Annotated in this window: 11 protein-coding genes; 4 read left to right on the forward strand and 7 right to left on the reverse strand. The window is 65.0% G+C overall.

Annotated features, from left to right (window positions below; translation table 11 throughout):
- Positions 1-17: 17 nt before the first annotated feature.
- The 3 genes from ACW7G1_RS00645 to ACW7G1_RS00655 form a co-directional block, all read right to left on the reverse strand.
- Entirely contained in the window at positions 18-1,535 is a 1,518-nt protein-coding gene (locus ACW7G1_RS00645) for an ATP-binding protein (protein WP_456977842.1), read from the reverse strand.
- 132 nt (positions 1,536-1,667) lie between these two features.
- Entirely contained in the window at positions 1,668-2,015 is a 348-nt protein-coding gene (locus ACW7G1_RS00650; RefSeq protein WP_456977843.1) for a hypothetical protein, read from the reverse strand.
- Between the two features lie 287 nt (positions 2,016-2,302).
- Positions 2,303-4,327: a S9 family peptidase gene (locus ACW7G1_RS00655; RefSeq protein WP_456977844.1), complete on the reverse strand. Its 2,025-nt coding sequence runs from the start codon at positions 4,325-4,327 to the stop codon at positions 2,303-2,305.
- Positions 4,328-4,661: 334 nt separating this feature from the next.
- Here ACW7G1_RS00655 and ACW7G1_RS00660 point away from each other — a divergent pair, with 334 nt between their 5' ends.
- The 4 genes from ACW7G1_RS00660 (at position 4,662) to ACW7G1_RS00675 (ending at position 7,581) form a co-directional block, all read left to right on the forward strand.
- Entirely contained in the window at positions 4,662-5,177 is a 516-nt protein-coding gene (locus tag ACW7G1_RS00660; RefSeq protein WP_456977845.1) for a c-type cytochrome, read from the forward strand.
- 127 nt (positions 5,178-5,304) lie between these two features.
- Positions 5,305-6,018, forward strand: coding sequence for an alpha/beta hydrolase (locus ACW7G1_RS00665; RefSeq protein ID WP_456977846.1), 714 nt, complete (start codon positions 5,305-5,307; stop codon positions 6,016-6,018).
- 7 nt (positions 6,019-6,025) lie between these two features.
- Complete coding sequence (gene zapE / locus ACW7G1_RS00670) at positions 6,026-7,117, forward strand: cell division protein ZapE (protein WP_456978797.1); 1,092 nt, start codon at positions 6,026-6,028, stop codon at positions 7,115-7,117.
- Between the two features lie 101 nt (positions 7,118-7,218).
- Complete coding sequence (locus ACW7G1_RS00675) at positions 7,219-7,581, forward strand: hypothetical protein (protein ID WP_456977847.1); 363 nt, start codon at positions 7,219-7,221, stop codon at positions 7,579-7,581.
- A gap of 1 nt (position 7,582) precedes the next feature.
- On the opposite strand, the gene ACW7G1_RS00680 is transcribed toward ACW7G1_RS00675, so the two are convergent.
- The 4 genes from ACW7G1_RS00680 to ACW7G1_RS00695 are packed head-to-tail and all read right to left on the reverse strand — an operon-like array spanning position 7,583 to position 11,960.
- Entirely contained in the window at positions 7,583-9,166 is a 1,584-nt protein-coding gene (locus ACW7G1_RS00680) for a PepSY-associated TM helix domain-containing protein (RefSeq protein ID WP_456977848.1), read from the reverse strand.
- Between the two features lie 10 nt (positions 9,167-9,176).
- Positions 9,177-9,440: a hypothetical protein gene (locus tag ACW7G1_RS00685; protein ID WP_456977849.1), complete on the reverse strand. Its 264-nt coding sequence runs from the start codon at positions 9,438-9,440 to the stop codon at positions 9,177-9,179.
- The gene (locus tag ACW7G1_RS00690) at positions 9,440-9,790 is read right to left on the reverse strand and encodes a hypothetical protein (protein WP_456977850.1); all 351 of its coding nucleotides are present in this window, start codon (positions 9,788-9,790) and stop codon (positions 9,440-9,442) included. The genes ACW7G1_RS00685 and ACW7G1_RS00690 overlap by 1 nt, the downstream gene beginning before the upstream one ends.
- Before the next feature lie 19 nt (positions 9,791-9,809).
- A complete protein-coding gene (locus ACW7G1_RS00695) occupies positions 9,810-11,960 on the reverse strand; it encodes a TonB-dependent siderophore receptor (RefSeq protein WP_456977851.1) in 2,151 nt (716 codons plus the stop codon).
- Positions 11,961-11,971: the final 11 nt, after the last annotated feature.

Raw genomic sequence — 11,971 nt, forward strand, 5'->3', positions numbered from 1 at the left:
CGCTGCCACCTCGAAGCTCAACATCTTATGAAAGCTCTCATCAGTTCGATAGATTCCGAAAGGTCTCTAGAACTGAATGGTGGATTGTGAATGTTCTCGGGGTGGTGTATTTGGTGGCGAATATACTCAGTCAGCACAATTTGTTGCTGGTGCGTTGATCCATCCTGACGCGTCCGTACATACGCCTTGAGCGGTTTTCCATCACGGAACTGAGACAGACGCCCTTCTGCTTCGATGTAACCGTAAAGTTCATTGTGATACTCGAACGTCGCCTCGCCAAAAGCTGCGAAGGTGACCTCATTCAAGCTGGGGTACGGGAGCTCACTCGGGAGCACACGAGTGACTCTCTCCGGAAGGCGGTCCGATACCAAAAGAATGTTGTCGAACTGTAGGCGCTTAACGATCTCTGGGCTGTGAGTGGTGAGTAGCACCTGCGTACTCTCTGCCTGAGACAGTGCAATTAGTGCATCTGTGAGACCGCGCTGATGCTCGGGGTGTTGCGACGTTTCCGGTTCCTCAATGGCGTACACGACATTCGGCAGGTTGGCCTGGCTCATCCTTCTTTCCGCTTCTGCACGAAAGAAGCTGATGAGTACCAGCCGCTTTACACCGCTTCCGCGCTTGTTTATCGGGATATCGTCGTCACCAGATATAGAAACGCTCTTGAAGACATCTGCCCACTTGAGACTGGCTGCATCTGGCAATTGCGGTGTCAATGACCGCGCAATAGCTGGATTTAGCTCCCCAAGCTTCTCGAGCGTTCGCGCTGCCACCTCTTCGAGCCTAGTTCTTACCGTATCTGCGACGCCAGCCAAGCTTGCTTGAATGGTCGGATCGCCAAGGATCTCCTTTACGGCAATCCGCATTGGGTCCTGCACCTCGTCGTCAGAGTCCGTGTTTTTTCTGTCGGACTGGAAGAGAGTGTATAGCGGCATGTACGTTTTCAGTTGCTCCCATATCCCCTTCGCGTCGATCTTTGCTACCTCAATTTCCACCTCTTCCAGCTGCAGGTCATCTTGGCCCTGCCAGATTGACTTTCGAATCTCTGCGCTTCGTGTTCTATCAGGGCATCCCAAGCCCTGGTCTTCAAGCATCTTGCGGAGCTCAGTAATCTTCTTGCTAAGCAGGTCTCGACATCCGGCGCTGACTGGATGCAGGGCATTGAGGAAAATCTTCTCCTTTCCAGCTGAAGGATAACGTTTGATTACTCGGAGTGTGCCTTCTCGCGACAAGAGATACTCGCCTTGAAGCGTCGTTTCGTTCGTAGAGTCGATCACAATGCTAGGAGGCAGTTGATCGAACTCGACTTCGATCTCGATGCAATCTTGCCCACTTGCGAGGCATTGCTTGTTGATGTCTTCTTTGTCGAGTTTGACGCAGCCTTTTCCTTCATTGAAGAAGATGTCCAAGGCTTCGAGTATTGTCGACTTCCCAATGTCGTTTCGCCCGACCAAGACGCAAAGATTCTCGATTTCGATGCGACCTGGTTTTTCGTATCCTCGGAACCTGTTTACTACGACAGACTTAATTCTCATAGCTCCCCCTGAGCCTTCCAAGCAGCACCTAACGCCTGAGTTAAGCCGAACTGCGTAGTGGAGCCAACAACATGGCAAGCTTTACCTGCCATGTTGTTGGTGTAACGAAGCGGTTTCGGCTTGAACGAATTGTTAGCCGTTCTGCGCGACAGAATCCGCCGGCGACCTCATGAACTCTGCAACACGGCACAACACCTTGTACCGAAAATCAAATAAATCAGTCTGGACCTCGATCACATGCTCTAGTGTTTGTCCGGCCTGATCGGCTTTGTCTAGATGCTTCTTGCGAGTGCTGCCAAAGAACGCGTTTTGGGCAAGCCCCCGCTGCTCGGCTAAGACGCGGTGGCACACTGCGATGTGGTTTGATATGTCAGCCAACCGCTTATCGACGATGTTCAGCATGTCCAAGGGATCGCGGCTGCGTTCTCGAAGCATCTTGTCGTAAATGGAAATTGAGTCACGGAACTCGTCAAGAATCATCACGACACCGGTAAGTTGGTTGAACGGCTAACACTGATTCGAGCCCCCAAACGGGGCGCAGCAAACAGTATGCCCGAAAGCTCCTCCGGGCCAACAGCTCACAACCGGCACCAAATCAACCGGTTACACATACCTAACCTTGGCCCGCTCGAACCCGAGTTGGTTCTATTAGGACTGCGGCAACGCGTTGTAATACTCGCTACGCGCTCCAACGAAATATCCCGCAGTGGGCGCGGCACCGGGACCGTTGCAACGGAGTAATCCATGGGGTTGTCTCGCCACACTGCCTACTTCCGGATCACCTGCTCGTGGTCCTGCAATGCCTCGGCCAAACCCGGCACCCCATCGGCACCCGTCGGCACGCTGATGCTGGAGTCGGTGAAGTCGGCCCCGATCGGCTCGGCGCGGCCACCCAGGCACTCGCTCAGGAAGCCCTCGGCCACGGCATTGAACGCCTTGTTGTTCTCCGGTCGCGCGAAGCCGTGGCCTTCGTCCGGGAACAGCACGTAGGTCACCGGAATGTCGTTGGCGGTCATCGCCTTGACGATCTGGTCGGACTCGTCCTGCTTCACGCGCGGGTCGTTCGCGCCCTGACCGATCAGCAGCGGCTTGGTGATCTGGTCGGCGCGGGTCAGCGGCGAGCGCTCGAGCAGCCACTGCTTGCCCTCCTCGGTGCGCGGGTCGCCCATGCGCTTGGCCAGTTGCTCGTAGAAACTGGCCCAGTACGGCGGCACCGTGCTGAGCAGGGTGTTGAGGTTGGACGGGCCGACGATGTCGACGCCGCAAGCGAAGGTGTCCGGGGTGAAGGTCAGCCCGGCCAGCGTGGCGTAGCCGCCGTAGCTGCCGCCCATGATCGCGACCTGGTCGGCGGTGGTGACGCCCTCATCGACCGCCCACTGCACCGCGTCGAGCAGGTCGTCGTGCATCTTGCCGGCCCACTCGCCGTTGCCGGCGTTGGTGAACTCCTTGCCGAAGCCGGTGGAGCCGCGGAAGTTCACCGCCAGCGTGGCGTAGCCGCGGTTCGCCAGCCATTGGTCGTACGGGCTGTAGCCGTAGCTGTCGCGCGCCCACGGGCCGCCGTGCACGAACAGCACCATCGGCACCGGGGCGTCGGCCTTGCCGTCGTTGTTGGCGTCGGCGCCCTTCGGCAGGGTGAGGTAGCTGACCAGCGTCTTGCCGTCGCGCGAGGTGATCTCCTGCGGCCACTGCGGAACCAGCGGCTTGTCATCGAGCTCCGGACGCGCCGAGAACAACTTGGTCAGCGTGCCGCCCGCGCCGCGGTCGTAGCGGTAGTAGACCACCGGGGCCTCGGCCGCCGAGTAGGTGACGATCCACACGCTGTCATCGTGCGTGCGCGCATTGACGCCGATCTCGCCGGGGCCGATTGCCTGCAGCTTCTCCAGGTCGGCGCTGATGGCCGGATCGACCGGCTCCCACTCCTCGCGCAGGTAGTTCACCGCGACCGCCTGCACTTCGCCCGTCTGCGGGTGCGTCAGCGACTGGCCGACGTCGGCGCGCGCGTCCTCCAGCACCAGCGTGCGCTCGCCGCTGGCCACGTCGACCGCATACAGCGCCGCGGTGTTGCGCCCGCGCGAGTCGACCAGGTAAAGGGTGTCGCCGTCGGTGGTCAGGCTGGCGGGGGCGGTGGTCATCGAGTCCTCGAACGGGATGTCCGAGTAGACCTTCCAGCCGCCCTGCCCGTCGGGCTGCAGGATGTCGCTGCCGCCGTCGGGCCGCGCGCGCGTTGCATAGCGCACCGTGAGGCTGTCGTCGGCCAGGTAGCCGCCGATCTGGTCGTCGTTCTTCTCCACCAGCGTGCGCTCGCCGGTGGCGAGGTCGACCTTGTACAGGTCGTGCCACGCCGGGTCGCGGTCGTTCATGCCGACCAGGATCGTGCCCGGCTGCGAGTGGCTGGCCGCCACCACCATCGCGGTGGTCTTGGGATACGGCGTGAGGTCGGCTTCCTCGCCTGTCGCGATGTTGACGCTATAGAGGTGGAAGTCCTCGTCGCCGCCGGTGTCGCGCAGGTACAGCAGCGTATCGGGCAGGTAGGACCAGAAGTGGTTGCGGATGCCGCGCGCGGTGTCGTCGGTGATCGCGCGCGCCTCCCCGGGATTGTCGGCCGGCGCCACCCAGACGTTCATCACGCCCTCGACCGGTGCGACCCAGCTCAGGGTCTTGCCGTCGGGGCTGATCATCACCATCGCGCGCTCGGGATTGCCGAACAACGCATCGCGCGTGATCAGCTCGACATCGGCGATGCGCTCGGCAGCTGTCGGCGGCGTCTGGGCGAGTGCGGTGGAAATCGACATGGCGAGGACGAGACCTGCGACGCGGGGCAGCTGGGTGAGCATGTGGATCTCCAGGGATGCGGCGACTGGCCCCGAAATGAGACCGGCATCGCAGTAAAGCACCTATTCAACGTCCACTCCAGATGGGTTGGAATGACGCCATCGCCGGGCCCGTGCAAGCTCGACCCACAAGCTGTTGGCATGCAGCCACGAACTACCCGTTTCCAGTGCAAGCCCGGGGCACGGCTACTTGTCGGGGTGAGTTGGCTTTATACTGCCCCGCGGCCGCCTGATTGCGGCTTTCCGTTGAATTGGCGACGTGCACCCTTCATGGGCGACGCACAACAGGTGGACCGTGCAGAACTACGACCTCGAATTCCTGAAGAAATTCTCCGTGATGATGGGCTTCCTGCTGGTGGTTGCCCTGGGCCTCATTGGACTCGCCTATTACGTCCACGAGTCGTTGCCGGAAGAAGTGCCCGCCAACGTGGCCGCTCGAACCCAGGCGCGTATCGCACCGGTTGGCGGCGTCTACGCCGGCAGCACCGGCGCGGCGGCGCAGGCGGCGGCAACGGCGGCGGCGGCGGCAGCGGCGACCGCACAGGTTGCCTACGGCGGCACGCTGGACGGCTCGGTGATCTTCGACAGCCTGTGTTCGGGCTGCCATACCACCGGCGCCGGCGGCTCACCGACCATGGACAAGGCGCATTGGGCCGCGCGGATTCCGCAGGGTGTTGATACCCTCCACCGTCACGCGATCGAAGGCTTTACCGGCAGTACCGGCATGATGCCCGCCAAGGGCGGCAACCCGGCGCTGACCGACGAGCAGGTGATCGCCACCGTCGACTGGATGATGGACAACCTGAAGTAATCAATACCCGGCATTTGCCGCGCACAACGCCGCCTCCGGGCGGCGTTGTCGTATCCGCGACCGGCATTTGCGCGGGCGCCGCCGTCGTCGCCGGCACGGCCGCCAACAGGCGGCTTATCATGGCGGGATGGACAACCCCACATTTCCCGACGACGCCGACTTCCTTGGCGGCAGCGCCGCCAATCTCACCCTCGCCGGCCCGGCCGGAGATATCGAGACGATCGTCGAGGCACCCGAGCCCGACGTTCCTGCTCGACCGCTGGTCGTGGTGGTCTGCCACCCGCTGCCGACCGAAGGCGGCACCATGCACAACAAGGTTGTGACCATGACCGCGCGGGCGCTGCACCAGTCCGGCGCCAGCACCGTACGGTTCAATTTTCGCGGCGTCGGTGCCTCCGAGGGCAGTTTCGACGAAGGCAATGGTGAGGTTGAGGACCTGGCCGTGGTGGTCGCCTGGGTCCGCGAACAGCGCCCGCAGGCACAGCTCTGGCTCGCCGGTTTCAGTTTTGGCTCCTACGTTGCCTACAAGGCCGCCGCCCGGCTGCAGCCGGACATGCTGATCATGATTGCCCCCCCTGCGGGCGGTCGTGGCTACGACTTTGCCGCCATCGCGCCCTTCGACGGCCCGTGGCTGGTGGTTCAGGGCGAGGCGGATGAGATCGTCGATCCCGCCGCGGTCTATGCCTGGGTCGATGGCTTGAATCCGCCGCCGGAACTGGTCCGCATTCCCGATACCAGTCATTTCTTCCATCGCAAGCTGATGGACCTGCGCGGCGCGATAAAAAACGGCGTGCGCCCCTTCCTGCCAGCCGCAATCGGGACCCCCACCGCCGATGGTTGACCCGGACATGGTCGAGCGCGCGCCTCCCAGCGCGCGTTACCGGGCAGGCGTGGCCGCCGGGAACTGGAGTGACGATCCCGCCCAGCAGGCGGCACTGGCCGAGCTGGATCGCCTGCATGCGGCGCTGCTGGACCCGCCGCGGGCCGGCTTGCTGGACCGGCTGCTCAACAAACCCGCACCGGCCGCCACAGGACTGTATCTGTGGGGCGGCGTGGGACGTGGCAAGACGTTCCTGATCGACCTGTTTTATGAAGGCTTGCCGACGACCCGCAAGCACCGCACCCACTTTCATCGCTTCATGCGGGAAGTCCATGCGCAGCTGCGCGAGCACGCCGGCGAGCGCGATCCGCTGGTAAACATCGCCAGGCAAACCGGTGCGAGGCTCGATGTGCTGGTGCTGGACGAGTTCTTCGTCACCGATATCGGCGACGCGATGTTGCTGGGACGCCTGCTGGAGCACCTGTTCGCCCACGGCGTCGCACTGGTGACCACGTCCAACATCGACCCTGACAACCTGTTCAAGGACGGTCTGCAACGCGAGCGCTTCCTGCCCGCGATCGCCCAGCTGAAAAAACATTGCACCGTGCTCCACCTGGACAGCGACCACGACTACCGTTTGCGTGCGTTGACCCGCTCACCGGTTTATCGCGCGCCGCTGGACGCCGATTCGGACGACTGGTTGGCCGCTCGCTGGGAAGAGATTGTCGACGGCCGGGGGCGAGAGACTGGCCCGCTGCAGATCGAAGGTCGTGAGATCGCGGTGCGCGGACTTGCCGAAGGCCATGCCTGGCTCGACTTCGCGGCGCTGTGTGAAGGCCCGCGCGCGACCGGTGACTACATCGAGATCGCCACCGAGTTCCACACCGTCGTGGTGGGCGGCATACCGCTGTTCGATGGCGACAACGACGACCCGGGGCGGCGTTTCGTGCACCTGATCGACGAGCTTTACGACCGCCAGGTCAACCTGGTCTGCACTGCCGCCGCCGCGCCGCTGGAGCTGTACCGCGGTCGTCGGCTGACCGGCGCGTTCGAGCGTACCGCCTCGCGCCTGATCGAGATGCGCTCGGCGGAGTACCTGGCCCAGGAGCACCGCTGCTGATCTGGCCGGTTCCTGGCGACGCGCCGACAACCACGCTTCGATAACAACCGTGATCCTATGCTCGATGCGCAGCCCGTCGCTGCCTCGATGAGGGAACCGGCATGGACTCGATCGGCATGTTGCGCGTTGCGGTAGCCCTGTTTGCGATCGCTGCAGCAGGTGGATTGGTGATGGCCGCGATCCGGCTGTTCGGAAAACGTAATCCGCCCAGTTGGCTGGCGATGGTGCACGGCCTGCTGGCTGCGGCCGGACTGACCTTGCTGGCATACGCCGCAATTGCCGGACAGGTACCCAACCTGGCATGGGTCGCGTTGGGCCTGTTGGTGCTCGCGGCAGCGGGCGGTGCGTTGATGAATCTTGTCTATCAGTGGCAGCGGCGGATATTGCCGCTGGGACTGCTGCTGGGCCACGCGATCCTGGCAGTCGTCGGCTTCGTGGCCCTGATTGCGGCCGCGTTTGGCTGAGTCACGAAGCCTGTTTGGCCGCGCCCGGCCTGGGGTCGGCCCAGACGCTGTGCGGATCACCTTCGCGCCCGCGCCGCGTGCTGGCACGGGCCAGTGCGGCGAAGCTCACCGCCAACACAATCGCCATCGCATCGACCGTGACCAGCACCCAGTGCCCTGCGGCCGCGGCCTTCCATAATGGCCAACCACTGGCGAAACCGTGCGCCATCGGGATCGCCAGCGTCACCAGCGCGGCCAGCCACAGCAGCTCGCGGACCCCACGCGATGGTGGCCTCAAAGCCGCCCACAGCGCGCATAGCGCCCAGGTGCCGAAACAGGCCCAGCGCTCGGCCACGGCGGTATCCAGCCCGAACATCGGCGCCAGTTGCGCGGCCACGAAGCTGGCCGAGATTGCCACGCACACGCCGATGCAGACCCCGACCGTGGCGCGCGCCATGTTGATCTGCGCGCGTCCCTGCTGCGGCGAGCGCTTCTTGCGTCGCGACTCGATCCACAACAGGTTGCCCGAATAGAACAGGAACGCGCCGGCCAGCCCGAGCAGGAAATACAGCCACTGCACCAGTGCGTTGCCGAACTCGCCGAAGTGCAGCGCGTAGGTCGCCTGCAAGGTCGCGTGGTTGGCGTCGCGCGCACCCTGCAATTGCACCGCCAGCACCTCACCGCTGCCGGCATCCAGCGCCACCGAGCCCATCGCCCCCAGCGCGCGCGACGTCTCGCCGGTGATCTCGACCACCGCGTTGGCGTCGCCGCCATGCTGCAGCTTCAGGTACGCCGGCTCGAAATCGTCGATGCCGTGCTCGCGCGCCGTCGCCACCGAACGCGCATGCCACTGCGCCAGCGACTGCATCGCGGCGGGCTCGCCGGAGGCAGCGACCACCGGCGCGGTGTCCATCGCCGCCGGCACCTCCGACAACAGCTTGCCGTCGTAGACCAGCGGGTTGAGCAGCGGCATCAGCACGAACAGCAGGCACAACACCGCACCGGTGACCGCGAACATCACGTGCGCCGGCAAGCTGAGCACGCCGATGACGTTGTGCGCGTCCTGCCAGAAGCGCTTGAGGTTGCGTCCCGGGCGCAGGGCAAACAGGTCCTTCGTCAGCCGCGGCAGGTGGATCACCACGCCGCTGACCAACGCCAGCCCGTACAGCAGGCTGACGATGCCCATCAGCCAGGTGCCAACCATCGGGATACCGAGTGAGAAGTGCAGCAGGTTGACCAGCTCGGCCAGGCTCGAGGTCGGCGGGGTCGGGCTGCCCTGCAGGGTGTCGAGGGTCGCGAACTGCCATATGCCCTCACCGTCCAGCCACCAGGCCGAAGCCTGCGCCGACTCGGCTCCGGGGAAGCCGAAGCCGAGGTGCACGCGCGCGCCGTCATGACGCGCCAGCACCTCGTCGAACAGGCGTTGGGCATCGGCGATCGAGTCGGGCTCGGCCTCCACCGCGCTCGCCTGCCAGACCGGCAGCTCGTGGTGGAACATGGTGATCGCGCCGGCATAGAAGGCGACGAACAGGGCGAAGCCGGCGACCAGCCCGACCCAGCTGTGGACCGCGGTGAACACCCGCAAGGTATTGGCGCGCAATTTCATCGAAGCGTCCTCATGCCGCCCACCCGCTCGCCTGCACGAGCCGCAGCAGGCCCAGTGCCAGCAATGCCATCCCGCCAATCCAGGCCCAGGCCCGCAGGCCGCTGGCGAAACGGAAGCTGGCCGCCGCGATACCGATCCACAGCGGGAACATCAGCACCAGCCCCGGCACCAGGGTTGACTGCCACGGGCCCGGCAGCAAGCGTCCGAGCAGGCTCACCAGGGCGGCGGCGAGGATGAAGCCCGGCAGTGCGCCGGCGGTCGCGCGGCCCCACATCAGTCGGTCCCGAGCGCAGCGCGCGGCTTGACCGGCGAAGACGTTTCGCGAGTCGCTCGTGCGCCCTCCGGTCGTGCATCTGCCGGCCGTCGCGCGGTCGTCCACCACGCCAGATACGGCAGCGCGACCATGGCGAGCATCCACGTCGCCAGCATCGCGCACAGCCCGGCGCCGACGCCGAGCACGGCAACCCACGCAGCCAGCGAGGCCAGCGCCAGCACCCCGCCGAGCATGCGCAAGCCGCCCCGACCGGCACCGGGCCGCCACGTGCGATTGGGCGAGGCCAGGTACAAGGCCAGCGCCGACAACAACGCGGCGGCGGCCGCGAGAATGCCCCATGCCATTTCCATCATCCGGCTCCGCTCGCCATCACCAACGGTAGCGCACGGTCGCAGTGACCGTGCGCGGGTGGCCGTAGTAGCACCACATCGCGCTGTTGCAGACCGCCACGTACTCCTTGTCCATCAAGTTGCTGGCGTTGAGCTGCAGGCGCCAGCGGTCGAAGTCGTAGTGCACCGCAGCGTCGAACAGCGTGTACGACGGCGTCTTCCACTCGTTGTAGATGTCGCCGTAGACCGAACCGGTGTGGCGCACGCCGCCGCCGAAACCGAGCCCGGACAGCGCGCCGTAGGCAATCGTGTAGTCGAGGCCGAGCGAAGCCTGCTGCTCCGGCACCAGCGCGACGCGCTTGCCGAGCGCGGCGGCATCGGTGGTCTGCGTGACCTCGGTGTCCATCCAGGTCGCGGCGCCGTACACGCCCAGCGTCGGGGTGAGGTTCCAGCGGCCTTCCAGCTCGACGCCGCGCACGCGGGTCTCGCCCTGCTGCACCGAGAACAGCACGTGGTCCGGGTCGACGCTCAGCGTGTTCTGTTGGCGGATGTCGTACACCGCCAGCGTCGCCAACCCGCGGCCGCTGGGCGGCAGGTATTTCACGCCGGCCTCGATCTGCTCGCCGGTGGTCGGCGCGAATGCGTTGCCGTCAAAGTCGACCCCGACCGTCGGCTGGAACGATTCCGACCACGCCACGTACGGCGCGAACCCGGAGTCGAACACGTAGTTGACGCCGAGCCGACCGGAGAACGCGTCGTCCTCCTGCCGGCTGCGCGTCACGGGGTCGGCGATCAGGTTGTCGGCGCGCGTGCGCACCTGATCCTGGCGGCCGGCGACGGTGACCACCCAACGGTCCAGCCGCAGCTGGTCCTGCAGGTAGATGCCGGTCTGCTGCTGCACCTTGTCCTCGTGGAAGGTGTAGTCCGGTATCACCACATCGGCGCCATAGACCGGGTTGAACACGTCGATCGGATCGATCCCGAACGCGAATGCCGACGCGTAGTCACTCTGCAGCCGGCGGTAATCGACGCCGGCCAGCACGGTGTGTTGCCACGCGCCGGTGACGAAGTCGAAGCTCACGTTGTTGTCGACGCCGAACGCCTTGGAATGCTCTTCCAGCGGGAACAGGTAACGGTTGAGCGTGTGCCCGTCTTCCTGCAGCCCCAGCGTGCCGATGCCGGCGTCATGGTCGACGTCGGTCTCGCCGTAGCGCAGGTTCTGGCGGAACGTCAGGCCATTGCCGAACACGTGCTCGAACTCGTAGCCGGCCGACTTGCTGGTGCGGATGTAGTCGTTCCAGCCCGGCTCGCCGGTGAAGACGCTGGGTGAGATCTGGCCGTGCGGACTCGGCAGCAGCGTGCCCTCGGCGGGCAGGAAGCCACTGCCGTTGGCGGTATCGGCCTTCTGCCAGCGCGCCAGCAACGTCAGCGAGGTGGCCTCGCTGGGCTTCCACGCCAATGCCGGGGCGAAGAAGTAGCGGTCGTCCTCGACATAATCAACCAGGTTGTCGCTGTTGCGGGCCAGGCCGGTGAGCCGGTACGACCACACGCCGGCCTCGTCCAACGGCCCGCCGAAATCGAACGCGGCCTGGCGCAGGTCGAAGTTGCCCAGCTGCACCTCGACTTCGCGCAGCGGCACATCGGTCGGGCGCTTGCTGACCAAGTTGACCAGCCCGCCCGGCGGCATCGCGCCGTAGGACACCGATGACGGCCCCTTCAGCACGTCCATGCGCTCCAGCCCGTACGGCTCGACGCGGGTCGCGCCGGTCCAGACGCCGTCGGTCAGCGCCAGCCCGTCCAGGTAGCGCGCCGGGCTGAAGCCACGCACCAGCAACCAGTCGCTGCGGGTGTCCTGGCCGTAACCGCCGCCCTGGGTGCCGGCCAGGTACCACATTGCCTCGTCGATGCCGTGCAGGCCGCGGTCGGCGAACTGCTGCGCGCTCACCACCGACACCGACTGCGGCGCCTCGGTGATCAGGGTGTCGGTCTTGGTGACGGTCTGGCTGCGCTTGATGATCTGCGCCTGGACCTGGACGGTGTCGAGGGTGGTGGCGTCGGACGACGCGGCGACGTCGGCGGTGGCGGCCAGTGGCGTGACCTGCGCAACGGCCGGTAATGCGGCCAGCAGTGACAAGCTGAGCAGGGCCGCGCGCGGTGCGGGCGACAGGAAGGATCGAGCGTCCTGGGACATATAAAGCCTTG

It is taken from the genome of Lysobacter sp. A378 (genome assembly GCF_054052125.1).